The sequence below is a fragment of the Fundidesulfovibrio soli genome, from assembly GCF_022808695.1.
Taxonomy (GTDB): domain Bacteria; phylum Desulfobacterota; class Desulfovibrionia; order Desulfovibrionales; family Desulfovibrionaceae; genus Fundidesulfovibrio; species Fundidesulfovibrio soli.
In genome coordinates this window covers 567,615-592,049 of record NZ_JAKZKW010000001.1, presented here as the reverse complement: position 1 = coordinate 592,049, position 24,435 = coordinate 567,615, and the positions used below count along the sequence as shown (strand labels likewise).

The following is a 24,435-nucleotide window of genomic DNA, read 5'->3' as shown; positions in this document are numbered from 1 at the left end:
TGGTCCACCTCGCGCATCCGGCGCGTGGAAACAGGAGCCGACATGTTACTCTCCCGCCTGCTGGTGAAGATCACCGGCCGCAAGAGCCTGGAAGGGCTCTACGAACACTACGAGCCCGTGTCCAAGGGCGTGGTGGTGGTGCTGGCCGCCATGAGCGAATATTCTAAGACAGGCTTCAGCCTGGCCTTCCAGACCCTTTCCTCCCAGATCGACACCCTGGAGGGGCAGGCGGACAAGATCAAGCGCCGGATCAGGAACCACCTGCCCAGGGCCATGTTCCTGGAGGTGGATAAGACGCTGTTCCTCAACTACACCCGCAGCCAGGACAACATCCTGGACGAGGCCCAGCACGCCCTGAACTGGCTGGGCATGCGCCCCATGTGCCTGCCCTGCGAGCTGCTGCTCTCGGCCAAGGCCGCCACCAAGGAGTCCTGTCATTCGGTGGAGCTGCTCAAGCCCGCCATAGAGGCCACCATCGACCTGGTGTACGGCAAGGTTGACGACCGCTCGGCCGTCAAGGAGACCTTCCACAACATCCGCCTGCAGCACCACAAGGCCTCCAAGGCCTGGCGCAAGCTCATTCGCGAGGCATACGATGCGGACTGCGACTTCCGCGACGTCTACCAGTTCCTCAAGTTCGCTGAGCACATGCACGCCATGAGCCATAATGCCGAGGGTTCTGCGGACGTGCTGCGGGCCATGATCGCGCGATAAAGCCCGGAAAGGGGCAGGCCGGGAATATGGAACGGGCCGTGGAGCAGCATGCTCCACGGCCCGTTTTCGTTCTGGCCCAACGTGTCGGGTCAGGATGCCGCGGGCTAAGCCAAGGCCCTGCGAATGGCGTCCCCGGCCAGGGCCAGCGCCGCCACGGTGGCCTGGGAGCGGGCCAGGGCGTTGTTGGCCGCGAATCCGTGGACGGTGCCCAGCATGCGCACCGCGCACACGGGCACGCCCGCGTTGGCCAGGCGGCGGGCGTAGAGCTCCCCTTCGTCACGCAGAACGTCGAACTCGGCGGTGATCACCAGGGCCGGGGGCAGGCCCGCAAGCGCCTCGGGCGGGGCCTGGAGCACTGAGGCCGTGGGCTGCGCCCGCTGGCCGGGTTCCGGGGCGTACTGGTCCCAGTACCAGAGCATGTCCTGCCGGGTCAGGTTGAGCCCGGTGGCGAAGTGCTCGTAGCTGGGCTGGGAGCAGGTGGCGTCGGTGACGGGGTAGAGCAGCGTCTGGTGGGCGATGGCCGGGCCGCCGCGTTCCTTGCAAAGCATGCATACGGCGGTGGCCAGGTTGGCCCCGGCGCTGTCGCCGCCCACTGCCACGCGGGCGGGGTCGAGCCCCAGGACCGGGGCGTTCTCCGCAAGCCAGCACAAGGCGGCGAAGCCTTCCTCCATGGCCACGGGGTAGCGGGCTTCGGGGGAGCGCGAGTAGCGCACCATCAGCACCGCCGCGCCGCTCGCCCCCATCAGGTCGCGGGCGAGCCTGTCGTGGCTGTCGGGGCTGCCCAGCACCCAACCTCCGCCGTGGAAGTAGACGAGCACCGGCAGCGTTTCCGGCGCACCCACGGGCTTGAGCAGACGCAGGCGCAGCTCGCCGGAGTGGCCGCAGGCGGCCTCGATTTCACGCACTTCCGCTGCGGGGGCCGCTCCCGGGGGCAGGGCCTGGGCGGCCTCCATACCCTTCCGGGCCGCCTCGACGGGCACGGCGTAGACCGGGGGCAGCTGCGCGGCGAAGCGGGCCTTCAGGTGCGCCAGGGCATCGGGCTCCAGGGCGCTGGCTATGTGGTCTGAGATCATCAATTCATTCTCCTGGCCGGGCCGGGCCCGGGAATTGTCGGTGCCTGCGGTATCGGCACGCGTTGCATGTCTGCCGCGTTTCTGACGCGGTGGCAGCGAGGCGCACGTGGTCAAAGAAAAAAGGCCGCAGGGTTTCCTGCGGCCTTTTTGTCAGCGGATGCTCGTGCGGTCTAGTAGCTGGGCTTGAACTCGTCACGACGGTTCTTGGACCAGGCAGCCTCGTTGTGACCGGGGTCGAGGGGGCGCTCCTTGCCGTAGCTCACGATGGAGAGACGGGAGGCGGCGACACCCAGGTTGGCCAGGTAGTCGGCCGCGGCGCGGGCGCGGCGCTCGCCCAGGGCGAGGTTGTACTCGGCGGTGCCACGCTCGTCGCAGTGGCCTTCGACGACCAGCTTGATCTCGGGGTACTGCTTCAGGATCTCGGCCTTGCGGGTCAGGATCTGGCGGGATTCGGGCTTGAGGTCGTAGCGGTCCAGATCAAAGTAGATCATGGAGCCAAGCTCGCCAGCGACCCTGGCCAGCTTCTCGCGCAGTTCGCGCTCCTTGGCCAGGCGCTCGCGCTCCTGCTCTTCCCAGGAATCCTTGTCGGGGCCGGCGACCTTCTTGCTGGCGCAGCCAAAGCTCAGCAGAGAGACGCACATAAGAGCCAAAATAGCCAATAACAGTCTGTTCTTCATGAGTTGATCCTCCTCTTGCGGTAGATGACGCGGCCACCCATTACCGCGTTACGTTGTACGGAAAATTGTTCCGCCAACGGGCGAAACTCATACTCTCTTAGATGAAAAAGGCAAGTCCGCCGGGGGGCGAAACCAAGGTTACGCCGCAGCCTTTCACAATGGAAATCCTCGCCTGTATCATTCCTTGCCGACGACAGGGCTGAAAGCGGGCATCAAAGCTTCGCCTTCGCCGGTGGGAATCTGCACTGCGCCGTCTCCGTTGCGGGTGGTCAGGTACAGTTTGCGTCCGCCCGCCCTGCTGGAGGAGAAAGCGATGAAGTAGCTGTCCGGCGCGAAGCTGGGGTTCTCGTCAGAGCCGGGGCCGAAGCTCACCTGCTTTTCCGAATCGGTGGCCAGCTCATACACGTAGATGCGATGGCCGCCGCCGCCCTGTTTGGAGTAGGTGACGAACTTGCCGTCCGGGCTCATGGAGGGGTTGGTGTTGTACCCGCTCTTGGAGGCGCGGCGAACGGAGCCCGATCCCAGGTCCTTGATGAAGACGTTGGGGTTGCCCAGCCGGTCGGAGACGAAGGCCATCAGGTTGCCGGACTGGTCGAAGGTGGGGGAGACGTCGATGGAGGAGTCGGCCACCAGGGTGCCCGCCGTGTTCTTGTAGGAACCGTCCAGGCTGAAGATGTCGGTGTTGCCGCGGATGTTCAGGGCCACGGCGATGCCCCCGCCGGGGGTGAAATGCGGGCTGATGACCGTGGAGCTGGGCAGCGTGTAGACGTTGGCCTTTCCGCCGCCCCAGACGCCCAGGTAGTGCGAGGTGGAGCCGATCAGCGTGAAGCAGATGCGCGAGCCGTCCCAAGACCAGGCCGGGGAGATGGCCATGCCCAGGTCGCCGTAGCGGGTCACCTGGGCCAGGTCGCGGCCCATGGCCCCGACCATCCAGATGTCCTTGCCTTTGCCGGAGGGGCGCACGAAGGCCAGCTTGGCCTTGAAGATGGTGCCCTGGCCGGTGAGCAGGGCCATGAGCTCCATGCAGAAACGGTCGGCCACCTCGGGCAGCTGGTCGCGGGTGACGCCGGAGTAGACCTTGCCCAGCAGGAGCTTCTGGGAGAACACCTCGAAGGCGCGCAGTTCCACGTCGCCCATGCCCTTGCCCGGCTTCCAGACCGAGGTGATCATGAGGTCCACCTTGGCCAGGGAGAAGGGCTTGAAATCGATCTGGTCGGCCTTGGGCCCGGAGAGGCGCGCCCCGCCGAGGATGTCGGTGTCGCTCATGACCTTGAGGAAGGGCATGAACGAGAGGTTCTTGCGGATGAGTTCGTTGAGGTACTGGGCGTCGCTGGGGAGGTTCGGGTCCCCGAAGGGCTGCGCCTGAACCACGTTCATGCGGGCCTGCCCGGGGCCGTGGATCTCCACGGAGAGATTGTCCTGAGCGAAGGCGGCAGAGCAGAGGCAGAGCGCCGCACATGCCGTGGCCAGCAGTTTGATGATGCTGCGTGGAGCTGTCATGACTTAACGCTGTTCCTGGGAGTTGAAATTGAGCGTGAGCAGATTCAACGTCGGCGAGGGCGGAGCGGGCAGGTTTTCCGTCTCCTGCACGGCCCGCAGCGCCGAGTTGTCGAAATCCGCGCGACCCGATGACTGAACTATTCTCATATTCTGGATTCGTCCATCCCTGGCGATCTGCAATTCCACCTGACAGACGAGCTTCAGGTTGGCGAACTGCGGGAAGCGCCAGTTCTGTTTGACGAGCTTCTCCACGATGGCGGCATAGACCTGCAGCGTGGCGCCCGCGCCACCGCCGCCACCACCGCCGCCTCCGCCACCGCCGCCCTGTCCGGCCTGCTGGCGCAGCTTGGCCAGTTCCGAGGCCACGGTATTGGCGTTGGAGGCGCCGGTCCCTCCGGTCTTGGACTTGGCGTCCTTGAGGGCCTGGTTGAGCACGTCCTGACGTTCCTTGGCGGCCTTGTCGGCAGCCTCCTTGGCGGCTTTCTCCTTGGCGGCCTTGTCGGCGGCCTCCTTGGCAGCCTTGTCCTTGGCGGCTTTCTCGGCGGCTTCCTTGTCGGCCTTTTCCTTGGCGGCCTTGTCGGCGGCTTCCTTGGCGGCCTTCTCCTTGGCGGCCTTGTCAGCGGCTTCCTTGGCAGCCTTCTCCTTGGCGGCCTTCTCGGCGGCCTCTTTCTCCCGCTTGGCGTTTTCAGCCGCGATACGCGCGGCCTCGGCCTTCTCGGCGGCCGCCTTTTCAGCCGCTGCCTTCTCGGCGGCGGCTTTTTTCGCGGCCTCTTCCGCCGCGGCCTTTTTGGCGGCGTCCTCGGCCGCCTTCTTGGCGGCTTCCTCATGGGCCTTCACCTCGGCCTGGTCGGGCTTGGGCGGCTCGGGAACGGGCTTGGCCTCCTGCGGGCCGGGGGGCACGTCGGCCTTGGGGCCGGGAGGTTCTGGAGTGTTGGGTTGACCGGGCTGTCCCTGGCCTTCCCAGCCGGGAGCGGCGTCGGGCTTCAGGGCGGGGCCGGGCGTGCGGAGGTCGAGCAGCTCCACCTCGTAGACGGGAACGTCCAGGCGGATGGTGCGCATCTCCAGGTTGGTGAGCAGGATGCTCCCCAACACCACCGTGAGGTGGAGGAATACGGAAAAAAGCCAGCTGAGATAGCGCATGATTATCAGAGCGCGCCGCCACTATGGCGTGAGGGCGTCATTTTTTCGGGCGGGCCTGGTTTTTGTCGTCCTTGGCCGGGGCTTCGGGTTCCGCCACCATGCCAAGCTTGTCCACTCCCGCGCCCTTGAGCACGCCCATCACCTGCACCACCAGACCGTAGGGAACCTCCTTGTCGGCGCGCAGGAACATGAGCTTCTTCTGGTCGGTGACAAGGCGCTTCACATGGCCGGGCAGCTCGTCCAGGGTGACCGTGTACTCGTCGAGGTGCAGCGAGCCGTCCTTCTTGATGGTCAGCACGATGTTCTCGGAGTCCTTGGGCAGGGTGGTGACGGCCTTGGTCTGGGGCAGGTCCACCTCGAGGCCCTGGGTCATCATGGGCGCTGTGACCATGAAGATGATGAGCAGCACCAGCATCACGTCCACGAAGGGCGTGACGTTGATCTCGGCGAGGAAGCCTTCCCCGCCGCCCCCTGTGGACATGCCCATGCTAGTAGTCCTCCCGGGCGCGGGCGGCCTCCGGGCGTGCGCCCTGCTTGGGGGCCCAGCTCACCTCGCGCTGGATGCGGTTGAGGAAGGCGCCCGAGAAGCCGATGAGCTCACGCTCGATATGGCGGATGTAGCCCAGGTAGAAGTTGTAGGCCAGCGTGGCCGGTATGGCCACGCCCAGGCCGATGGCCGTGGCCACCAGGGCCTCGGAGATGCCGGGGGCCACCGCGGCCAGGGCCGCGCTCTGCTGCAGGCCGATGGAGTGGAAGGAGTTCATGATGCCCCAGACCGTGCCGAACAGGCCGATGAAGGGTGAGGCGTTGGCGCAGGTGGCCAGGAAGGAGAGCGACTTGGTGAGCATACCCAGCTCCGTGGCCACGGCCTGGCGCAGGGTGCGGCGGATGTTGTCCATGGCCACGCGGGACTTCTCGGCCGGGTCCAGTTCGGACTCCTCCATGCGCATGAGTTCCTCGAAGGCCTGCAAGCCCACGGCGTAGCAGGGGGACTGCTTGTGCTGGCTCACGGAGCGCATGGCCGTCTTGAGGTTCTCGGCCTCAAGGAAGAGCTTGGCGTCCCTGGCGGCGTCCTTGCGGGCGGCGCTCAGGGTGAACAGCTTCATGAAGATGATGCTCCAGCTGGCCAGGGACATGGTCGCCAGCAGGCCCATCACGAATTTGACGGTCAGGGTCGCGTTGGACAGCATTTCCAGGATGCCGCCATGCGGCGTCAACGACTCGAGCATAGTATCACCTTGCGGTATGGTTTCGCGTGCCCAGCAGCATGTCGGCCAGCCTGGGCAAAAGTTCTTCAGCCTTGCCGCTGGCGACGGCGTCGCACAGGTGCGCCATGCGGCTGGACTGGACATTTATCTCAACGACTTTCCCGCCGGTGCGGTTGCACACCGCGGGCAATGCATTGGCCGGAGCCACCTCGCACGACGTCCCGGCGATGAGCAGCAGCTCCGCACCGGAGGCCAATTGACCGCTTTTGTTCAAGGCGTCAAGTGGGATGGCCTCCCCGAAGAAGACGATGTCCGGCCGGACGACGCCGCCGCAGTCGCAGCGCCAGGGAGCGGTGGCCGGGGTGATGCCGGAGGCCTGCGCGGCGGGAAAAGGCTCCTTGCAGGTGTTGCAGTGGTAGCTGGCCATGCTCCCGTGGAACTCCACCACGCTTAAGGAGCCCGCGCGCTGGTGCAGTCCGTCGATGTTCTGGGTCACGACGGCCTCCAGCAGGCCCTCCCGCTCCAGCCGGGCCAGCGCAAGGTGCGCCGGGTTGGGGCTGGCCGCGTCCATCACGCGCACGGCGTCCATCAGGAAATCCCAGACGGCGGCGGGGTTGTCGTCAAGGGCATCGGCGGTGGCCACGCGCATGGGGTCGTAGCGGGACCAAAGGCCGCCCGGGCTGCGGAAGTCCGGGATGCCGCTGGCCACGGAAATCCCCGCTCCGGTCAAGGCGACGGCCTTGCCGTTGCGGGGCCACAACCTGGCTATCTGTTCGATCACATCCATTCTGTATCGATCGCTCCATTCAGGCGGCGCGGGCCTCTCCGGCACTGCGTCGCCCTGCGCGGCGGTAGCAGATTGGGCCGGGGCTGCAAAGAGCCGCCATCTGGAAATGAGCATCCCGGCCTGCAACTGCGTTCAGCCGGAGTAGCTAACACGCCGTGATGTAAGAGCCTACGGAAATCCGTGACTCTTGATTACAATGTGTTCATGTGCCGGGGCGTTCAGGAGCGCGCCGAATCGAACCTGCAGGACACGCGCAGCCGTTCGATGTGCTCACGGTGCTGAGCCTCCTGGTCAATGGAGGACTGCAGGGTCATCCGGTCGCCCTCGGTCGGCAGAAGGGGCAGCAGCGCGGTGAAACGCCGGATGGCGTCGTCCTCGCGGGCCAGGCTGCGCTCGAGGAAATCGTCCAGGGAGTCGGCCGGAAAGCCCTGGGGCGCACTCGTGGTGACTTCGCCGCCGTTGCGCATGATGAGCGACATGAGCTGGCGGATATGCTCAGCCTCCTCAAGGGCGAAGGCGGCCAGCTCCCGCTCCATGCACGGGTCCCCGCAGGAGGCGGAGCGCAGCGAATACTCCAGGAAGGAGGCTATCTCCGTCTGCAGCAGTTCATTGAGGTACTTCTGCAACGTCCTCGACATGCGGCAGCTCCTCCTGAACGTCCAGCCCCCTGTGCCTGGCGAAAACAAGGAATCCGGTGTGCGCCACCATGCGGTCCTCGGGGCGCAGCCTGTCGGCCACGGGCTTGTAGCGCCGCAGCATGATCTCCAGCACCTCAATGTCCTCGAAGGGGGAGTTCTCCAGGGCGCGCAGCAAGTCGCTGATCTGGTTCACGGTGGGCAGCAGGAAGCCCACGGGCGCGCCGGGGCAGATGATGTCGGCGGCCTGCTCCAGGTAGTCCCAGGGGGTGCGCACGTCCAGGAAGAGGGCGTCCGCGCCCCGGGCCTCCTCGGGGAAGCCGTCGGCGATGTCGATGTTGAAGCGCGAGGCGCGGTGGACCAGGCCCACGCGCTCCAGGTTCTCCTTGGCCAGCTCGTAGAACTCGGGACGCTTCTCGCAGGTGTAGAGGCGGCCGTTGTCGCCCACCATCCAGGCCAGGGCGGTGCTCAGACCGCCGGAGCCGCTGCCGGCCTCGATGACGCGCCTGCCCGGGCCCACGCCCAGCTTGAGCAGGATGTACCCGATTTCCTTGGGGTACATGATGGTGGTGGCGCGGCGCACGCCCTTGATGCAGTCGTAGAGGGTGGGGCGCATCACGCGGTAGGGCTTGCCCTTGTGGGTGCGCACCACCGCGCCGAACCCGGCCAGGGCCGCCTCGGACATGTGCAGCAGGCCGTCCTGGGTGTGGAAGGTCGTGTCGGGGACCAGCGTGCGAAGATAGCGCTTGCCCTCGGGGCTTATGAGCAGTACCAATTCTCCGGTTTCAATCATGCCGGAATGCATCCTTTTTTTCTTCGGTGTCGTCGAGCACGACACTGTGTCCCTCCAGGCTCCACCTGTCAAGCCGGGGTTTCGCCATGCCTGTTGAACACCCGGGACTCATCTTCGGACCGGTGCGTTCCGGCCGCCTGGGCGCATCCCTCGGGCTGGACCTGCTCTCGGCCAAGATCTGCTCCTTCGACTGCCTCTACTGCGAGGTGGGCGCCACCCGGGCGCTGACCACCAAGCGCAAGCCGTACGTCCCCGCGGACAAGCTGCTGGGCGAGCTGGCCTATTGGCTCTTCCACGACCACCCCGAGTTCGAGGTCGTCACCCTGGGGGGCATGGGCGAGCCCACGCTCAACTCCGACATGGGGCGCATCATCGAGGGCGTGCGCGAACTGGTTCCGGGCGTGCCCGTGGCCGTGCTGACCAACTCCAGCCTGGTCGCCGACCCCCAGGTGCGCGCTGAGTTGTGCCAGGCGGACATCCTGCTGCCCTCCATGGACGCGCTGGTGCCGGTGGAGTTCAACGCGGTGAACAGGCCCGCCGAGGGCGTCTCCATGGTGGACATCCGGCGCGGGCTGCTGCAGCTGCGCAAGGAGTTCACCGGCAGGATGTACCTGGAGGTGCTGGTGCTGGCGGGCGTCAACGATTCCGAGGAGAACCTGGAGCGTCTGGCCGCCTTCTGCGCCGAACTGGCCCCGGATAGGGTGGACGTGACCACCATGACCCGCCCCGGCGCCTACCCCCAGGCATTGCCCGCCCCGCCGGCCACGCTGGAGCGCTTTCGCCAGCGTCTTTGCCCCCTGACGGCATGCCCTGCGGAAGTGCCGGAAAAAGCCAGACATTTTGCTCCCGGACTGGACAACAGCACGGTAGACGGGCTACAGACCATGAACATGAGGGTGCTCGATTCCCTTGCCAGGCGGCCGCAGACCGTTTCCGGTCTCGCATCGGCCCTTGGCCTGCCGGAAGAACCCTTGAGGAATTTGCTGGACGAGTTGTTGCGCAGGGGCCTCGTGAAGGCTACCGAGCTCCAGGGCGACATTTTTTATTTTTGTGGCAGAAACTGATCCGCATGGCCGGGCCCACGCCACAGGGCCGCTTTGTACCCCTCGCGCCACATATCCGGCGCAGATGGCCTCGCGGTAGGAGAATTTCGCATGGCGACAAAGAAGCGCAAGCGCAAGATGTTCATCTCCGTGCTTCCCGGCGAGGAAGTGGAGGTGGCTGTCTCCGAGGACGGCGCTCTCCAGGAATACTACGTGGAGATGACGCACCAGGCCAAGACGCGCGGCAACATCTACAAAGGCAAGATCCACAACGTCGATCCCTCCCTGCAGGCGGCCTTCATCAACTACGGGGCCGAACGCAACGGATTCCTCCAGATCGACGAGGTCCACCCCGAATACTACCTCGAGGAGCCCAACGGCGAGCGCCGGGGCAAGTATCCTCCCATCCAGAAGGTGCTCAAGAAGGGGCAGGAGGTGCTGGTGCAGGTGGTCAAGGAGCCCACGGGCAACAAGGGCGCCTTCGTCACCTCCTACCTGTCGCTGCCGGGCCGCTACTTCGTGCTCACCCCCGGGCGTGAGCAGAAGGGCATCTCCCGCAAGGTGGAGGAAGAAGAGGAGCGCAAGCGCCTCAAGGAGATCGCCGCGGGGGTCAAGCTGGACGAGGGCATCGGCGTCATCGTGCGCACGGCCTCCATCGGCCAGTCCAAGGCGGCGCTTGAGCGCGACATCAGCTACCTCAAGCGGCTCTGGAAGGAAGTCCGCGCCAGGGGCACCTCCGTCTCCACGCCGAACATGATCTACCAGGAGCCCGACCTCTCCGCCCGCGCCGTTCGCGACTACCTCACCGACGACGTGGCCGAGGTCTGGGTGGACGACAAGGAGACCGCCGAGCGCGTCACCGAGATGGCCGCGCTGGTCTTCCCGCGCAGGCAGGGCCTGGTCAGGCTGCACCCCGACACCGACCACAGCATGTGGGAGAGGTTCAGCCTGCGCAAGCAGATCGACCAGCTGCACGGCCGCGACGTGACCCTGCCCTCCGGCGGACGCCTGGTGATCGACCACACCGAGGCCCTGACCGCCGTGGACGTCAACTCCGGCAAGATCGGCGGCGAGACCAATTTCAAGGAAATGGCCCTCAAGACCAACCTGGAGGCCGCCGTGGAGGTGGCCAACCAACTGCGCCTGCGCGACATCGGCGGGCAGGTGGTCATCGACTTCATCGAGCTCAAGGACCGCAAGCACGTGGCCGAGGTCGAGAAGGTGATGAAGGCGGCCATGAAGAACGACCGCGCCCGGCACGACGTGGGCAAGATCTCGCGCTTCGGCCTCATGGAGATCGTGCGCCAGCGCATGGGCTCCTCCGCCATGTCAGTGAGCACGGAGCTTTGCCCCTGCTGCCACGGCTCCGGCACCCGGCGCAACCTGGAGTGGCAGGCCCTGCAAACCCTGCGCGAGCTCTACAGGCTGCTGCGCAAGGGCGGCGGGGCCGATGCGGTGATCTACCGGGCGACGCCCGAGCTGGCCTTCTACCTGCTCAACCACAAGCGCCAGCGGCTGCGGGCCATGGAAGAGCACTACGGCAAGGCCATCCAGATTCTGCCGGAGTAGCGCCGTGATCCTGGTGCACGCCTGCTGCGGCCCCTGCGCAATCACCGTGCTCCAGACGCTCATGGGCAGGGGGGAGGCGGTCCGGGTGTTCTACTACAACCCGAACATCCACCCCCTCATGGAGTATCTGCGCCGCAAGGAGGCCCTGGAGGCCGTCTGCGCCCGCCTGGAGGCTCCGCTGGACTGCGCCGACGCCGAATACGACCCGGCGCTGTTCCTGCGCATGAGCGCCTTCCGGGAGGCCGCACGCTGCCCCGGGTGCTACGCGCTCCGGCTGGACCGGGCCGCGCGGGAGGCCAAGGCCCTGGGCTGCGGGGCGTTCACCAGCACGCTGCTCTACAGCAAATACCAGGACCACGCCGCCATCCGCGCCGCAGGCGAGGAGGCCGCCGCCGCCCACGGAGTCGCCTTCCATTACGATGACTACCGCGACGGCTGGGACGAGGGCGTTCGTCTCTCCCGCGAGTGGGGGCTCTACCGCCAGCCCTATTGCGGGTGCGTCCATTCCGAATTCGACCGGTACAGGAAGAAACTTGGCAAGCCCGCCCCGGCCGCACGGGGCGGACGCTGCGTCACCCCGAGCTGAACGCGGCGGGCAGGCCGCTCGGCCCCAAGGAAGGCTGGCCATGGTCAACGAAGCATCCGTCTGGTGTTTCTCAACGTTCAATGTCGTCGTGGGCCTTGGGCTCCTGGTCCTCCAGGCCGCGCTGCTCGTCTGGCTCTTGCTGGACAGGAACAGGCGCATGCGGGCCGAAAAACGCCTGCTGGAAACCAGCGTGGAGCTGGAGCACGCCCTGCTGGAGCGCTCGCGCGACCTGCAGCAGGCCATGACCGACCTGCACGACGCCAAGGCCAGCCTGGGCCAGCTGCACCGCCAGTTCGACCTGGGCACCCGCACCGACGCCCTCACGGGGCTCTTCAACAGGCGCCACATCGAAGAGCGCATGATGGAGGAGTTCTCCCGCTTCCAGCGCAACGGCGTGCCGTTCTCCGTGATCCTGGTGGGAATGGACCGCCTGGGCGAGATCAGGGCGCAGCACGGCCAGGAAGCGGCCGAACAGCTGCTTAAAAAGCTGGCCCGGGAGTCCGCCCTGACCGTGCGGCCCTACGACGTGGTGTCGCGTTGGAGCGGGGAGGAGTTCCTGCTCCTGCTGCCCAACACCGACGAGGGCGCCGCCCGCATCGTGTCCGACCGCATGGGCGCGCATCTGGCCTCCCTGGAGTTCAAGCATGGGGACACCGTCGTGCAGGTGGGGGTGACCTGCGGGGTCGCCACGGTCCGCCCTGAGGACACCCTGATCGATGTGGTCCAGAATGCGGACGCCTCCCTGCGCAGCCCCAGCAACCCCTGCCGCGACGCCGTGAATCAGGTCTGAAGCTTCGGGCCGCACAGCCTTCCCGCCGCCCCCCTGGGGAGAGTCCATGCTGCTTTACGTCCACGTACCCTTCTGCGTCTCCAAATGCCGCTATTGCGCCTTCGCCTCCGAGGTCATGGACATGGACGCCCTGGAGGCCTGGGGCAAGGCCCTGGCCAAGGAGGCGGCCCACTACGGGAAGCTCCTGGGCAACCCAACCGTCGAAACGGTCTACCTTGGCGGCGGCACGCCCAGCCTCCTGCCTGCCTGGGCCTTCGAGCGCCTGGCGCAAACCCTCAAGCGTCACTTCAACATTGCACCCGGCGCCGAGTTCACCATTGAGGCCAACCCCGAATCCTGCGTGGAGAAAGACCTCATCGGGCTGTGGCGTTCGGCAGGGGTGAACCGGGTCTCGCTGGGCGTGCAGTCCCTGCAGGACGACGTACTCGCGGCGCTGGGCCGCCCTCATACGGCCATGCATGTGCATGCGGCTGTTGAGAGGCTTCGCGCGGCCGGGGTGCCCAACCTTTCGCTGGACCTCATGTGGGGCCTGCCCGGGCAGCGCCTCAAGGGCTGGCTGGACACGCTCAAGGCCGCGGCCCGCCTGGCCCCGGAGCACATTTCGGCCTACGGCCTCACCCTGGAGCCGGGCACCCTCCTGGCGGCGGAGGCCGAGGCAGGGAGGCTGGCGCAACCCGGCGAGGACGAGGCCTCGAAGATGTACGTGAACGGCGGGGACTACCTGGAAGAGATGGGCTACATGCACTACGAGATCAGCAATTTCGGGCGCATGGGCTTTTTCTCCCGCCATAACCAGGGTTACTGGGAAGGGCGGGCCTACCTGGGCCTCGGCCCTTCGGCGGTGTCCACCATCGGGGGCAGGCGCTGGGAGAACCCGCGCACCGTGGCCGCCTATCTGCAGGCGGCCGCGAAGAGCGCCTGGGGCTCCGGCGCAGAGACGCTTACGCCCGAGGTGCGGGGGCGGGAGATGCTCATGCTGGCCCTGAGGACTTCCAGGGGCATGCGCCTGAGCGACTACAAGCGCCTCACCGGCCGGGACTTGGCCGCGTCCGAGGGCAAGCTGCTCGGGGCGTTGAACCAGAAGGGCCTGATCCGCATCCGCGACGGCAGCCTGCGCCTGACGCGCCCCGGGATGCTGGTGAGCAACCTGATCATCGGGCGGTTCCTGTTTCCCGATTGAGGCCTGCGGGATTGCGCTAAAGCTCCGTTGCTGTCAGAAGGTGGCCATGAATCCAACACCTTCCAAGGAGCCGCATATGCCGTCACGGACGTTATCCCTGTTCCTGGGCGTTTTCGCCCTGCTTCTCACCCTCGGTTCACAGCCCGCTCTGGCCCAGCAGGACGCCGGGAAGTCCGGCCCCAGCGGCACGCCAATCAGTGACGGGAAGCTGACCATGGAATTCGGCCAGGGCGGGTTCATCCTGAGCGCCTCGGGCGGCAACGGCGTGCTCACCTTCAAGGGGCGCAAGCACGTCTTCAAAATCGGCAGCCTGGGTGTCGGCGGCCTTGGCGTCTCCAAGGTGACGGCAGAAGGCGAGGTGTATAACCTTAGTAAACTTGAGGACTTCCCTGGAGCATACTTCCAGGCTCGCGCGGGGTACGCCGCCGGGGACGGCAAGGGTGTGCTCTGGCTGGAGAACTCCAACGGCGTGGTGCTCAAGCTGCGCACCAAGACCAAGGGCCTGGCGCTCACCCTGGGTGTGGACGGCCTTCTGCTGGAGATGGGAGAAATCAACAAGGGCAAGAAGAAGTAGCGCCCGGCCCGATAACCGGCTCAACACAAGCAAAACCGCGATGCGCCCCGGCGCATCGCGGTTTTTCAATTCAATGGCCAAGCAGATGACACGGCGGGCGGCCAATTCGGAAACCAGCCGCCACCAGCATCGGTTTTGCTCGATCCGCCCTTCGCAGCCCCTGCCGACCGGCAGGGGGAGAGCGCCCTAGAGCTTTTCTTTGGCCTTGCTCAGGGCGTCCTTCAAATCGTGGTAGGCATTCTCGAAGCCCTCGCGCAGTTCGCCCCAGGCCGAGGCGCTGCCCGAGCGCAGCAGTGAGAGCTTGTATCGGGCCAGGTCGTACTTGGATTCAAGCTTGGCCAGATCCTGCTCGTAGTTCTTGATGAAGTCCTGGCCTTTGGTCTCGGCCTTGGCCTTGGTGGATTCGATGCGTTCCTTCAGATGGTTGAGCTTCTCCTCCATCTGGGCGCGGAATTTTTCGCGCTCCGGCATGGCTTTTCTCCTGGCTGGATTTTTCCATGAGATATCCCTCGGATGGAGGGCGGTCAAGGAGTGGTTGGCTTCTTCAGCCCTCTACCGTGTGTCCGCAGGTAACGCCGTGCTTGCGCATCCTGTTGAGCACGGTGAGCCGCGTCACGCCCAGCAGCCTCGCGGCCTGGCTCTTGTTGCCGCCGGATAGGCGCAATGCCTCGATCAGCGCGTTCTTTTGCGCCTCTCCAGCCGCATCCGGGGCGACGTTCGCGTGCGGAATCGGACGGGGGGAGGAGGACGGCTCCTGTACTGACGCGGCCCGCCGCAGGGCGGGGGGCAGATGCCGGGCCTCGATGCGTCCGGACTGGGCAAGCACGGCCGCGTACTCCAGGGCGCTGCGCAGCTCGCGCACGTTGCCGGGCCAACCGTGGGCCATGAGCAGTTCCATGGCTTCGGGGGCAAGCCCGGTGATCTCCTGTCCGCCGCGCGCGCCGATGGCCTCCAGGAAATGCCGGGCCAGCAGGGGCAGGTCCTCCATGCGCTGGCGCAGGGGAGGCAGCTCGATGGGGATGACGTTGATGCGGAAATAGAAATCCTGCCGGAAGCGGCCCTGGGCGATGAGGGAGGGCAAATCCTGGTGGGTGGCGGCGATGAGGCGCACGTCCACGGGCACTGGGCTGTTCTCGCCCACGCGCTCGATGCTCTTGGTCTCCAGCACGCGCAGCAGCTTCATCTGGATGGAGAGAGGCGCGTCTCCGATCTCATCGAGGAAGATGTCGCCCCCGTGGGCCGCCTCGAAGCGGCCCCGGCGCTGCCTGTGCGCCCCGGTGAACGCGCCCTTGGCGTGGCCGAACAGCTCGCTCTCCAGGAGGCTCTCGTTGAGCGCGGCGCAGTTGAGCTGCACGAAGGGCGCGTCCTTGCGGCCACCCAGCTCGTGGATGGCGCGGGCGGCCAGCTCCTTGCCAGTGCCCGACTCGCCCAGCAGGAGCACCGGGGCGTCGGAGCGGGCGGCCTTCTCCAGAATGTCGTAGAGCCTGCGCATGGGGACCGAGTTTCCCACCATGCCGTGGAAACTGCCGGGCTGGTCCAGCAGGCGGGCCAGGGTCTCCACCCTGCGGTCCAGGCGGTCCAGTTCGGTCAGGTCCAGCACGCTCTCCACAGCGCCCAGCACGGCCCCGTCCTGGTCGCGGATGAGGGACTGGTTCTTGAACACCGGCAGCGTGGAGCCGTCCTTGCGGCGGATGTGGCAGCGCTTGGCCTGCGTCTCCTTCCCGGCGAAGAGCGGACACCAGGCCCCGCGCACCCGGGCGCGCTCCTTGGCGCACGAGTCGCAGCCGAACAGGGCGCACGGCCTGCCCACAAGCTCGCCTGTCTCGTAGCCGGTGAGCCTGGTCATGGCCTCGTTGACCATGACGATGCGGCCCTGCGGGTCCACGATGAAAACGCCTTCCTGGATGGCGTGGCAGATCTCCCGCCAGTGCTTTCCGATATCCATGCTGACCACCTGTGTATGCATCTGTATATGCACTATACGGTCACATGCAGGCAATTGTAAAATAAAATCTGTTAAATCAGCTGTCTGCTGTTGGCATGTTCCGTGCTCATGCAGGGCATGTTCAAACACATCGCTCCTAACAGCCGCATCACGCGCAGAACACTGCTGAAAACCCTCGGCCTTGGCGGCACGGCGGCGCTGCTGCCGGACCGCGCCCGCGCGGCTGCCCTGCCCGCGTCCGGCGGCGAGACCGCAACCCTTCTGGACCTGAGCAAATGCATAGGCTGCGGGGCCTGCGTGCAAACCTGCCGCGAGGTCAACGCCAGCAGATACCCCGACCCGGTCAAGCCGCTGCCGACGCTGCTGCCGCCAGGTACCAGGAACGAGGACTTCTCCGACAAGCGCGGGGACGACACCCGCCTGACCCCCTACAACTGGCTCTTCATCCAGAGCGCCAGGGTGGACGGCAAGGAGGTCCACATCCCCAGGCGCTGCATGCACTGCCAGAACCCGCCCTGCGCCAACCTCTGCCCCTGGGGGGCCGCCTCCAAGCGGGAGAGCGGCACCGTGTCCATCGACGCGGAGGTCTGCCTGGGCGGTGCCAAGTGCCGCGACGTCTGCCCCTGGCAGATCCCGCAGCGCCAGTCCGGCGTGGGTCTCTATCTGCACATCCTGCCCACCATGGCGGGCAACGGCGTGATGTTCAAGTGCGACCGCTGCCAGGACCGCGTGGCCACGGGCCAGCTTCCGGCCTGCGTGGAGGCCTGCCCCCAGTCCGTGCAGAGCGTGGGCCCCAGGAACGAACTGGCGGCCGCGGCCAGGCGCATGGCCAGGGAGCGGGGCGGGTACATCTACGGCCTGGAGGAGAACGGCGGCACCAACACGATCTACTATTCGCCCGTGCCCTTCGAGAAGCTCGAAGCCGCCGTGGCCAAGGGGCCGGGAAAGCCGCACCTGGCCTCCGTGGCGGATTCCATGGCCGACTCCAACACGCTGGCCTGGGCCGTTCTGCTGGCCCCGCTGGCGGGCGCGGCCTCGGCCCTGCTCAAAGGCACGAAGAGGATTCTGGCTTCCAGGGAAGCCAAGGGAGGCTCCCATGAATAGCGCCTGGATCTACAGGATCGCGATGGCCGTGCTGGCCGTCTCCGGCGTGGCCCAGATGCCCGTGTTCAAGCGCTACGGCATCGCCTCCATCCCCGGCTTCGGCTGGACCGCCGACTATTTCTTCACCCATCGCTTGCACTATGCAGCGGCCGCGCTGCTTCTGTTCTGGCTGGCCCGGCGGCTCATGACGGGCGGTCCCGCCGCCCTGGGCCGGGCGCGGCTCTGGCTTCTTGGCGTCCTGGTGCTCACGGGGGCCGTCCGGGTGCTCAAGAACCTGCCGGATGTGGATTTCTCCCCGCTGACGGTCATGCTCGTGGACTGGACGCACCTTGCCGCGGCCATGGCCATCGGGCTGGCCGCGCTGCTTATGCTCGCCAGAAGACGCGCCGATGCGCGTGCACCCATAAACCGGAGGTGAGAACATGAAACCGTTGCGGCTGCTCGCTGGGCTGCTCCTGGCGCTGGCGGCGTCGTCCGCCTGGGCCGGGAGCTGCCCGCCGTTCATGCTCCGTGCCGAGGACGGATCGGTCATCAACCCTGTAACCGGCCAGAACGCGGACAAGCCCATCTCCACCCGCCAGACCTGCGGCGCGGAGGGCTGCCACGACTACGCGGCCATCACCAAGGGCTACCACTTCCAGCAAGGGTGGGACGTCATCCGCGACGATTTCAGCAAGGATAAGCCCTGGGTGCTCTCCCCGGGCATGATGGGCAAGTTCTGACCCCCGTCCTTTCGCCAGTTGGCGAAAAAGAGCAACGACAACCCCGACCAGATCGACATGACCCCCTTCATGTTCGCGGCTGCCGGCGAGAAGGACGCCAAGAACATGGGCGTTCCCGGCTGCGGCGGCTGCCACCCGGGCGGCGGCGGCCTGGAGTTCGACCGCGACGGCAAGCGCTACGACGCGCGCCTCAAGGAGGACCCCAAGCTGGCCTCCAGCCTGGACGGCGACTACTTCAAGAGCCAGTGGGACAAGACCGGCGTGGTGGAGGCCGACTGCTTCATCTGCCACCTGCCGAACTACAATTCCAAGGAGCGCAACAAGCAGCTCAAGAAGCTCAACTTCCGCTGGGCCGCCACGGCCGCCTCCGGCATCGGTCAGGTGGAGGGCTTCGTGGACGAGGGCAAGCAGCCCACGGTGAGCTACAACCTGCGTTTCTTCAATCAGGACGGCAAGATCGCCCTGGACTTCCCGGCCGAGCCCCCCAGCGAAAACTGCGTGTTCTGCCACGGCATGTCGGACATGAAGAAGCGCGGCTTCTCCTGGAACGACCGCGTGAACCACGACGTGCACAACATGCGGGGCATGTCCTGCGTGAGCTGCCACCCCTCGGACAAGAACCACAACTTCGCCAAGGGGCAGGAGAACGTCTCCACCGTGCGGGACGACCTGGACAACACCATCAAGAAGTGCGCGGACTGCCACACCACAGGCTACATGGGCGCGCCCAGGCCCGAGCACGCCTTCATCCGCCCCAGCCACCTGGAAATGCTGGCCTGCGAGACCTGCCACATCCCGGCCATCAACCGGGCCGGCGGTGAAGGCTTCGACGTCACCAGCGGCGGCATGGTCAACTACCCCAAGATCGGGGCCAAGGGCATGGGCGCCGAATTCAAGTGGGAGCCGCGCTACCAGCTGCTCAAGCGGGGCCAGATATCGCCCGTGAATCCGCTGCTGGTGGTCACCTGGACCAACCGCGACGCGGACGGCACGTACACGCCACTGTTCATGCGCGAGATCAAGAAGGCCTATGATCTGGTCGCCCCCAAGCTGCAGGCCAAGAACCCGGCCAAGCCGGAACTGCACACCCCCGAGCAGATCGGCATGATGCTCACGGCCCTTAACGAGGCGCTCAAGGGCAACAAGCGCTTCAAGGCCGTGGCCCCCGCCTACCACAAGGGGGGCGAGATTCATGAGCTGGGCCCCGACGGCAAGGTCGTCACTCGCAAGGACGAGACCTGGGTGGCCCACATGGAGGGCTTCAACATCAACCACAACGTGGCTCCGGCCAAGCTGGCCCTGGGCGCGAACGGCTGCGCGGACTGCCACTCCGAGAAGGCCAACATGTTCCTGGGCCGCCAGGTCGCGGACATGTTCGGACCGGACGGCAAGCCCGTGTACACCGACAACGCGCGCATCCTGGGGGTGAGCCACGCCGCCTTCAGGCTGAACGCCTTCTACCAGGCTGCCGTGGTGCCCTACGGGAGCTGGATCATCCTGCTGGTGGGCTTCCTGCTGACCCTGCACTACACCGGGCAAGGGCCCAAGGGCCTGGACGCCCGCTGCGAGCCCGGCGAGATCGAGCGCTTCGGCCTGGCCGAGCGCTGGACACACCTGCTGCGCATGCTGGCCTTCATGGCGCTGGCGGCCACGGGCTACGTGTTCTTCACCAGCAACGCCACCTTGGCCAAGGCACTGTTCGGCTCCTACAAGGCGGCCATCGTCTGGCACTGGGCCGCGGGCCTGGTGTTCACGGGCGCGGGGTTGTACGCGGCGGCGCTCTGGGCGCGCGATGCGGTGTTCACCAGCTACGACCGCACCTGGTTCGCACTGCGCGGCGGCTACCTGGGCCGCAAGGGCGACGACGGGCACGCCCCGGCAGGTCGTCTCAACGCCGGGCAGAAGGTCTTCTTCTGGCTGAGCCTGGCCCTGACGCTCGTCATGGCGGCCACGGGCGTCCCGCTGATCTGGAAGCAGAGCCTCTCGGCCTCAACGGCCCTGGTGCTGGCCACCATCCACGGCGTGGGCGGCGTGCTCTTCGTGGCCGTGGCCCTGGCCCATGCCTACCTGGGCACGGTGGCCAACCCGGGCACCTGGCGGGCGCTGGTGGACGGCAAGGTCAGCCGGGCCTGGGCAGCCGAGCACCACAGCGAATGGTTCAAGAAACACTTTAAGAAATAGCGTCGCTCGGGCGCGGATGGAGAAAGAGGGGGCCAAGGCCCCCTCTTCGTTTTGCGGAAGGTCAGCCGAAGTGGTCGAACCCCTTGTTCAGCAGGGGCTTCCCGTTGATGGTGATCCCCTGGCCCTCCACGGCGTGGCCGATGGGCCACATGCCGGGCATGCGCCCGTAGAGCTCCAGGAACATGCTGCGGTGGCAGGCTCCGAGCAGGGCGTAGTCCTCCCCGCCGATGACGGCAAGCTCCGCCGGGTCGCGCCCGGTATCGCGGGCGTGGCGGATCACTTCGGCGTGGATCATATCCTCCGGGATGGACAGCTCCGCAGCCAGGCCGTCGGGCAGGAAGCGCGGCAGGTCCCGCGCCAGGCCGTCGGAGACGTCCATGAGCCCGCGCACCCCCCTGAAGCCCGCAAGCTCCAGCCCTTGGGCCAGCTTGGCCTCCGGGCGCAGGTGCGCGGCCACGGCATCGGGCCAGCTCCCCGCGCAGGCGGGGCCCTCCGACTCCAGCCTGGAAAGGCCCACGGCGGCCAGGCCCAGTTCGCCGACCACGAAGAGCACGTCCCCCGGGTGGCACATCCTGCGCTGGAACAGCCTGCCGGATTCCCCCGGCTCGCCCCACACCGTGATCGATATGACCATGGAGGAGCAGGCGTTGAGGTCGCCCCCCACCAGCGGGATGCCAGTACTGTTCGCCAGGGCGGCCATGCCGTCCAGCACGCCCTCCCAGCAGGCGGAGGGCGTGTCCGGCGGTCCGGCCAGGCCCAGACAGAAACCCACGGGCTTGGCGCCCATGGCCGCGATGTCCGAGAGGTTCACGGCCAGGGCCTTGTGCCCGGCGTCCTGCGGGGAGAAATTGGCCCGGCGGAAATGGACGTTCTCCACGAACATGTCGCAGGTCATGACCATGGTCTTGGGGCAGTCGAGCACGGCGCAGTCGTCGCCGCGCCCCACGGTCATGTGCGGGTGGGCGTTGGGGAACCGGTCCGAGATGGCCTCCAGGAAGTGGTCTTCGCTTTGAAAAGGGGAAGTTTTCATGTCCGCTTGAGGTAGCCCAGCCAGAGCCCAGCGGCAAGCCCGGCGGTGAGCACTGCCTCCGTGCACACGGTGGCCAGCGCGGAGCCTTCCGCGCCCAGGAAGGGTATGAGCGCCACGTTGAGCGCCACGTTGGCCAGGGCCGTGGCGATGGTCACGCGGGCGTAGTAGCCCTCGCGGCCCACGGCCACCAGGGCCTGGGTGAGTACGCCGTTGGGCAGGATGAACAGCAGCGAGGGCAGCAGCCACAGGCAGAGCGTCTGTGCGTGGGCGTAGCGCTCCCCGAAGGCCATGTGGATGATCCAGGGGCCGAGCCACATGGCCAGGGCCGTGCCGCTCACGGCCAGGGCGCACATCACCGCGAGCATGATGCGCAGGGAGCGCCTGAACTGCGCCGGCTGGTTCAGGCCCACCCGCAGCTTGCGGAAGAACAGGTGCGTCAGCGGGGTGCAGAACAGGACTGCCGCCTCAATGAGCCTGTAGGCCGCCGCATACTGGCCCACCGCCGCCTGGTCGCCGCCCAACTGGGTGAGCAGGATGATGTCGGACTTGAAGTAGATGGTGGTGGCCGCGCTGATGAGCAGGAACGAGCCGCAGCTGCGGTAGAGGGAGGGCTCGATGCGAAGAGCCGGGAGCACCCGGGCGTGGGCGGCCTGCGGCAATGCAAGTGCCGCGGCCTGGCCTGCCAGCCACCCGGCGAAGATGGCCGTCGGGCCCGGGGAGGGCAGGCACAGGGCCAGCGCCACACCCGTGCAGGTGAGCGTGCGCACGCACATGCGCCAGAGGGCCTCGCGCTCGAACAGTCCGTGCCCTTTCAGCTCGGCCGAAACGTAGTTCCCGGCGGAGAACAGTGCGTAATACGCCAGGGCCAGGTACATGGCCTGCTTGTCGCGCAGGGGCAGCGCCAGCACCAGCAGCGCGCCCGCCAGAGTGACCAGGGCGGCATGCCCCAGGGCCTGGCGCATGAGCGGGATCTTGTGTTCCAGGCCTTGCGTCGGGTGGGCGGTCTCGCGGAAGATCAGCGTGGAGAAGCCGCCGTCCTGCAGGATGGCGAACAGCGAGGCAATGGTGAGGATGTAGCTGTAGCCGCCGAATGCTTCCGGCCCCAGGAAGCGGCCCAGGGCGAAGGAGAGCAGGGTGGAGAGCACGGCGTTGTAGAGCGTGGCCCCCCACTGCCCGGCCAGGGCCGAGGCGAAGCGCTTGGCCGCGCTCACGGGGCGGTCTTCCCGGGATGCAGCAGGCAGTCCACGGCGGCGGGGAGGTCCGCGGCCAGGGCGGTGGGGCGGCCCTCCAGGCCCGGTTCGAGGCGCATCCAACCAGAGGCCAGCTCCGGCAGCTCCAGCTGCTGCGCGAAGCGCCCGCCGTGGCCGGTGAGCACCAGCACGGAGTCCGCCAGCCCGCAGGCCAGCCCGAAAGCCACGTCCGAGGCGTTGTCCCCGATCATGGCCGTTTCGGCGGCGTCCAGGCCGAAGCGATCCCGCAGGTCGCACCACATGCCCTGGGCGGGCTTGCGGCAGCCGCATGATTCCTGCGGGGCGTGCGGGCAGTGGGCCACGGCCTCGAAGGCCACGCCGTAGGGGGCCAGCAGCTCGGCCAGCCGTTCCTGCACGGCCTGGAAGTTCTCCAGGGCGTAATAGCCGCGCCCGATGCCCGACTGGTTGGTTACCACGAACAGCCGCGCCCCGGCGGCCGTCAGCCGGGCCAGGGCCTCGCCGGCGCCGGGCACAAGCTGCACCTGGGCCGGGTCGTGCAGGTAGTGCTTCTCCACGATGATGGTGCCGTCGCGGTCGATGAGCACGTTCTTGGGCGGCTTCACGGCCTTCTCCCGGGAATGTCCATAAGGACGTTTGGGGTCGCGGGGGATGCGTTCATATCGAAGAAGATTTCACGAGGGTGCCTTTGATTGTGGATGCCCCCAGGCAGTTATAGGAAGTGGGGCGGCGCTTCAAGCCCCGCGCCCGGCCTGCGCTCAGGCTCCAGCTCAGGCCCCGGCTCCGGTGATGACCCCGGCGGCCAGCACGCGCCCGGATGCGTCGTACAGGGCGGCGGTCTGCCCCGGCGCTGGCCTGGGGATGGGGGCGTGGAAGCGCAGCCGCAGCCGCCCGTCCTTCAACTCAGCCCCAACAGGGCGGGGGCGCTGGCGGTAGCAGGTCTGGGCAAGAGTCTCTTGCGGCCAGTCCTGCGGATGCACCAGCACGTTGGCCATTTCGGTGGAGCATTCCAGCACGTCCAGGGCCGACTTGGGACACACGATCAGGGCGTTCGCCTCCGGCCGCTTCTCAAGCACGTAGAGCGGCTCGCTCCAGGCCACGCCCAGTCCCTTGCGCTGGCCGATGGTGTGCCGCCAAAGGCCCTTGTGTCCGCCCACGCGCCTGCCGTCCTCCAGCAGGATGGGGCCGGGCCCGGGGAGCCGGGCGCCCTGGGCCTCCAGGAAGGCGCGGTAGTCGTCGCCGGGGATGAAGCAGACCTCCTGGCTCTCGCGCGGCAGCGGCGGGGCCAGGCCGCGCCGGGCCAGCTCGGCGGGCACGTCGGCCTTGCGCCAGCCGCCCAGGGGGAAGCACGCCCTGGCCAGGGATGCCGCGGGCACCAGGGAGAGGAAATAGCTCTGGTCCTTCACGGGGTCCGCACCGCGCAGCAGCTCGCCGGACTCGCCCAGGCGGGCGTAATGCCCCGTGGCGATGCGCCGCGCGCCCAGGCGGGCCGCGTGTTCCGCCAGCAGGCCGAACTTCATGTCCCGGTTGCAGCCCGCGCAGGGGTTGGGCGTCTTTCCGTCGACATAGGCCGCCACGAACGGCTCGATCACCTCGCGGCGGAACTCGCCGGAGAGGTCCACGGCCTCGAAGGCCACCCCCAGCGCCGCGCACTGGCGGGCAAGGGCCTCGGCCAGCGCCAGCTGCGCGGCGTCAGGCGGCAGGAAGTGGGCGTGCAGGGCCAGCACATCCGGCTCCTGGTCGCGCAGAAGCGCCAGGGCCAGCAGGCTGTCCATGCCGCCGGAAACGGCGACGGCGGTACTCATGGCCGGTTTCTCAGTGGGTTCACGGGTGGTTGTCTCCGGTGGGACACGTAACAGGAGCGGAGCCGCTTGTTAACCACCTGGCCGGGATTCCTGACGGGCCGTCTCGGAATTACGTGACATTGAGACCGCTTGCGACGTATTCTGGCGGCGCATTTCCCCGGTTCAACCCTA

General features: G+C 67.0%; 26 protein-coding genes. 11 read left to right on the top strand and 15 right to left on the bottom strand.

The annotated features are described in order from the left end of the window. The first annotated feature begins 42 nt into the window (after positions 1-42). On the top strand, positions 43-714 hold the full coding sequence (locus MLE18_RS02725; protein ID WP_243367159.1) for a DUF47 domain-containing protein: 672 nt from the start codon (positions 43-45) through the stop codon (positions 712-714). A gap of 104 nt (positions 715-818) precedes the next feature. On the opposite strand, the gene MLE18_RS02720 is transcribed toward MLE18_RS02725, so the two are convergent. The 9 genes from MLE18_RS02720 to MLE18_RS02680 all read right to left on the bottom strand — a co-directional run bounded on the left by MLE18_RS02720 (position 819) and on the right by MLE18_RS02680 (position 8,527). Continuing rightward, complete coding sequence (locus MLE18_RS02720; protein WP_243367157.1) at positions 819-1,787, bottom strand: alpha/beta hydrolase; 969 nt, start codon at positions 1,785-1,787, stop codon at positions 819-821. A gap of 170 nt (positions 1,788-1,957) precedes the next feature. Next, positions 1,958-2,464 (bottom strand): peptidoglycan-associated lipoprotein Pal, encoded by a 507-nt coding sequence (pal, locus tag MLE18_RS02715; RefSeq protein ID WP_243367155.1) that lies wholly within the window; start codon positions 2,462-2,464, stop codon positions 1,958-1,960. Between the two features lie 177 nt (positions 2,465-2,641). Next, a complete protein-coding gene (locus MLE18_RS02710) occupies positions 2,642-3,964 on the bottom strand; it encodes a translocation protein TolB (RefSeq protein ID WP_243367153.1) in 1,323 nt (440 codons plus the stop codon). A 3-nt stretch (positions 3,965-3,967) separates the two neighbouring features. Next, positions 3,968-5,104: a cell envelope integrity protein TolA gene (tolA, locus tag MLE18_RS02705; RefSeq protein WP_243367151.1), complete on the bottom strand. Its 1,137-nt coding sequence runs from the start codon at positions 5,102-5,104 to the stop codon at positions 3,968-3,970. A 37-nt stretch (positions 5,105-5,141) separates the two neighbouring features. Continuing rightward, on the bottom strand, positions 5,142-5,591 hold the full coding sequence (tolR, locus tag MLE18_RS02700; protein WP_243367149.1) for a protein TolR: 450 nt from the start codon (positions 5,589-5,591) through the stop codon (positions 5,142-5,144). Between the two features lies 1 nt (position 5,592). Next, a complete protein-coding gene (locus tag MLE18_RS02695) occupies positions 5,593-6,333 on the bottom strand; it encodes a MotA/TolQ/ExbB proton channel family protein (RefSeq protein ID WP_243367147.1) in 741 nt (246 codons plus the stop codon). A gap of 4 nt (positions 6,334-6,337) precedes the next feature. Next, positions 6,338-7,099 carry an SIR2 family NAD-dependent protein deacylase gene (locus MLE18_RS02690; RefSeq protein WP_243367144.1) on the bottom strand — a complete coding sequence of 254 codons (762 nt, stop codon included), beginning with the start codon at positions 7,097-7,099 and terminating at the stop codon, positions 6,338-6,340. Positions 7,100-7,317: 218 nt separating this feature from the next. Then, positions 7,318-7,737, bottom strand: coding sequence for a ferritin-like domain-containing protein (locus tag MLE18_RS02685; protein WP_243367142.1), 420 nt, complete (start codon positions 7,735-7,737; stop codon positions 7,318-7,320). Beyond that, the gene (locus tag MLE18_RS02680; protein ID WP_243367139.1) at positions 7,706-8,527 is read right to left on the bottom strand and encodes a tRNA (adenine-N1)-methyltransferase; all 822 of its coding nucleotides are present in this window, start codon (positions 8,525-8,527) and stop codon (positions 7,706-7,708) included. The genes MLE18_RS02685 and MLE18_RS02680 overlap by 32 nt, the downstream gene beginning before the upstream one ends. 86 nt (positions 8,528-8,613) lie before the next feature. On the opposite strand from MLE18_RS02680, the gene MLE18_RS02675 reads away from it, so the two are divergent. From MLE18_RS02675 to MLE18_RS02650, 6 genes are all read left to right on the top strand, one after another. Continuing rightward, the gene (locus MLE18_RS02675; protein WP_243367137.1) at positions 8,614-9,591 is read left to right on the top strand and encodes a radical SAM protein; all 978 of its coding nucleotides are present in this window, start codon (positions 8,614-8,616) and stop codon (positions 9,589-9,591) included. 90 nt (positions 9,592-9,681) lie between these two features. Continuing rightward, the gene (locus MLE18_RS02670; RefSeq protein WP_243367135.1) at positions 9,682-11,139 is read left to right on the top strand and encodes an Rne/Rng family ribonuclease; all 1,458 of its coding nucleotides are present in this window, start codon (positions 9,682-9,684) and stop codon (positions 11,137-11,139) included. A gap of 4 nt (positions 11,140-11,143) precedes the next feature. Then, complete coding sequence (locus MLE18_RS02665; RefSeq protein ID WP_243367133.1) at positions 11,144-11,725, top strand: epoxyqueuosine reductase QueH; 582 nt, start codon at positions 11,144-11,146, stop codon at positions 11,723-11,725. Positions 11,726-11,765: 40 nt separating this feature from the next. Next, entirely contained in the window at positions 11,766-12,515 is a 750-nt protein-coding gene (locus MLE18_RS02660; protein WP_243367131.1) for a GGDEF domain-containing protein, read from the top strand. Between the two features lie 46 nt (positions 12,516-12,561). Further along, positions 12,562-13,695 (top strand): radical SAM family heme chaperone HemW, encoded by a 1,134-nt coding sequence (hemW, locus tag MLE18_RS02655; RefSeq protein WP_243367129.1) that lies wholly within the window; start codon positions 12,562-12,564, stop codon positions 13,693-13,695. Positions 13,696-13,771: 76 nt separating this feature from the next. After that, positions 13,772-14,269, top strand: a complete 498-nt coding sequence (locus MLE18_RS02650) for a hypothetical protein (protein ID WP_243367127.1) — start codon at positions 13,772-13,774, stop codon at positions 14,267-14,269. Positions 14,270-14,455: 186 nt separating this feature from the next. Here MLE18_RS02650 and MLE18_RS02645 read toward each other — a convergent pair whose 3' ends face one another. Both MLE18_RS02645 and MLE18_RS02640 read right to left on the bottom strand, forming a co-directional pair. Next, a complete protein-coding gene (locus MLE18_RS02645) occupies positions 14,456-14,740 on the bottom strand; it encodes a sll1863 family stress response protein (RefSeq protein ID WP_243367125.1) in 285 nt (94 codons plus the stop codon). A gap of 73 nt (positions 14,741-14,813) precedes the next feature. Next, the gene (locus tag MLE18_RS02640) at positions 14,814-16,214 is read right to left on the bottom strand and encodes a sigma-54 interaction domain-containing protein (RefSeq protein WP_243367123.1); all 1,401 of its coding nucleotides are present in this window, start codon (positions 16,212-16,214) and stop codon (positions 14,814-14,816) included. 117 nt (positions 16,215-16,331) lie between these two features. Between MLE18_RS02640 and MLE18_RS02635 the strand changes: the two genes are divergently transcribed. The 4 genes from MLE18_RS02635 to MLE18_RS02620 are packed head-to-tail and all read left to right on the top strand — an operon-like array spanning position 16,332 to position 20,221. Continuing rightward, positions 16,332-17,318: a 4Fe-4S dicluster domain-containing protein gene (locus tag MLE18_RS02635; RefSeq protein ID WP_243367121.1), complete on the top strand. Its 987-nt coding sequence runs from the start codon at positions 16,332-16,334 to the stop codon at positions 17,316-17,318. Continuing rightward, entirely contained in the window at positions 17,311-17,736 is a 426-nt protein-coding gene (locus MLE18_RS02630) for a hypothetical protein (RefSeq protein WP_243367119.1), read from the top strand. The genes MLE18_RS02635 and MLE18_RS02630 overlap by 8 nt, the downstream gene beginning before the upstream one ends. A gap of 4 nt (positions 17,737-17,740) precedes the next feature. Then, positions 17,741-18,040, top strand: coding sequence for a hypothetical protein (locus MLE18_RS02625; RefSeq protein WP_243367117.1), 300 nt, complete (start codon positions 17,741-17,743; stop codon positions 18,038-18,040). Between the two features lie 57 nt (positions 18,041-18,097). Beyond that, positions 18,098-20,221: a cytochrome b/b6 domain-containing protein gene (locus MLE18_RS02620; RefSeq protein ID WP_243367115.1), complete on the top strand. Its 2,124-nt coding sequence runs from the start codon at positions 18,098-18,100 to the stop codon at positions 20,219-20,221. 61 nt (positions 20,222-20,282) lie between these two features. Here MLE18_RS02620 and thiL read toward each other — a convergent pair whose 3' ends face one another. From thiL to MLE18_RS02600, 4 genes are all read right to left on the bottom strand, one after another. After that, entirely contained in the window at positions 20,283-21,251 is a 969-nt protein-coding gene (thiL, locus tag MLE18_RS02615; RefSeq protein ID WP_243367113.1) for a thiamine-phosphate kinase, read from the bottom strand. After that, positions 21,248-22,462 (bottom strand): oligosaccharide flippase family protein, encoded by a 1,215-nt coding sequence (locus tag MLE18_RS02610; RefSeq protein WP_243367111.1) that lies wholly within the window; start codon positions 22,460-22,462, stop codon positions 21,248-21,250. Before MLE18_RS02610 ends, thiL begins: the two co-directional genes overlap by 4 nt. Next, positions 22,459-23,064 (bottom strand): D-glycero-alpha-D-manno-heptose-1,7-bisphosphate 7-phosphatase, encoded by a 606-nt coding sequence (locus MLE18_RS02605; protein ID WP_243367109.1) that lies wholly within the window; start codon positions 23,062-23,064, stop codon positions 22,459-22,461. The genes MLE18_RS02610 and MLE18_RS02605 overlap by 4 nt, the downstream gene beginning before the upstream one ends. Positions 23,065-23,229: 165 nt before the next feature. Then, positions 23,230-24,264, bottom strand: coding sequence for a tRNA-specific 2-thiouridylase (locus tag MLE18_RS02600; protein ID WP_243367107.1), 1,035 nt, complete (start codon positions 24,262-24,264; stop codon positions 23,230-23,232). Between the last annotated feature and the right edge of the window lie 171 nt (positions 24,265-24,435).

Coding starts and splice junctions, on each gene's coding strand:
- MLE18_RS02725 (WP_243367159.1), top strand. CDS start 43: ATGTTACTCTCCCGCCTGCTGGTGAAGATCACCGGCCGCAAGAGCCTG.
- MLE18_RS02720 (WP_243367157.1), bottom strand. CDS start 1,787: ATGATCTCAGACCACATAGCCAGCGCCCTGGAGCCCGATGCCCTGGCG.
- pal (WP_243367155.1), bottom strand. CDS start 2,464: ATGAAGAACAGACTGTTATTGGCTATTTTGGCTCTTATGTGCGTCTCT.
- MLE18_RS02710 (WP_243367153.1), bottom strand. CDS start 3,964: ATGACAGCTCCACGCAGCATCATCAAACTGCTGGCCACGGCATGTGCG.
- tolA (WP_243367151.1), bottom strand. CDS start 5,104: ATGCGCTATCTCAGCTGGCTTTTTTCCGTATTCCTCCACCTCACGGTG.
- tolR (WP_243367149.1), bottom strand. CDS start 5,591: ATGGGCATGTCCACAGGGGGCGGCGGGGAAGGCTTCCTCGCCGAGATC.
- MLE18_RS02695 (WP_243367147.1), bottom strand. CDS start 6,333: ATGCTCGAGTCGTTGACGCCGCATGGCGGCATCCTGGAAATGCTGTCC.
- MLE18_RS02690 (WP_243367144.1), bottom strand. CDS start 7,099: ATGGATGTGATCGAACAGATAGCCAGGTTGTGGCCCCGCAACGGCAAG.
- MLE18_RS02685 (WP_243367142.1), bottom strand. CDS start 7,737: ATGTCGAGGACGTTGCAGAAGTACCTCAATGAACTGCTGCAGACGGAG.
- MLE18_RS02680 (WP_243367139.1), bottom strand. CDS start 8,527: ATGATTGAAACCGGAGAATTGGTACTGCTCATAAGCCCCGAGGGCAAG.
- MLE18_RS02675 (WP_243367137.1), top strand. CDS start 8,614: ATGCCTGTTGAACACCCGGGACTCATCTTCGGACCGGTGCGTTCCGGC.
- MLE18_RS02670 (WP_243367135.1), top strand. CDS start 9,682: ATGGCGACAAAGAAGCGCAAGCGCAAGATGTTCATCTCCGTGCTTCCC.
- MLE18_RS02660 (WP_243367131.1), top strand. CDS start 11,766: ATGGTCAACGAAGCATCCGTCTGGTGTTTCTCAACGTTCAATGTCGTC.
- hemW (WP_243367129.1), top strand. CDS start 12,562: ATGCTGCTTTACGTCCACGTACCCTTCTGCGTCTCCAAATGCCGCTAT.
- MLE18_RS02650 (WP_243367127.1), top strand. CDS start 13,772: ATGCCGTCACGGACGTTATCCCTGTTCCTGGGCGTTTTCGCCCTGCTT.
- MLE18_RS02645 (WP_243367125.1), bottom strand. CDS start 14,740: ATGCCGGAGCGCGAAAAATTCCGCGCCCAGATGGAGGAGAAGCTCAAC.
- MLE18_RS02640 (WP_243367123.1), bottom strand. CDS start 16,214: ATGGATATCGGAAAGCACTGGCGGGAGATCTGCCACGCCATCCAGGAA.
- MLE18_RS02635 (WP_243367121.1), top strand. CDS start 16,332: ATGTTCAAACACATCGCTCCTAACAGCCGCATCACGCGCAGAACACTG.
- MLE18_RS02630 (WP_243367119.1), top strand. CDS start 17,311: ATGAATAGCGCCTGGATCTACAGGATCGCGATGGCCGTGCTGGCCGTC.
- MLE18_RS02625 (WP_243367117.1), top strand. CDS start 17,741: ATGAAACCGTTGCGGCTGCTCGCTGGGCTGCTCCTGGCGCTGGCGGCG.
- MLE18_RS02620 (WP_243367115.1), top strand. CDS start 18,098: ATGACCCCCTTCATGTTCGCGGCTGCCGGCGAGAAGGACGCCAAGAAC.
- thiL (WP_243367113.1), bottom strand. CDS start 21,251: ATGAAAACTTCCCCTTTTCAAAGCGAAGACCACTTCCTGGAGGCCATC.
- MLE18_RS02600 (WP_243367107.1), bottom strand. CDS start 24,264: ATGAGTACCGCCGTCGCCGTTTCCGGCGGCATGGACAGCCTGCTGGCC.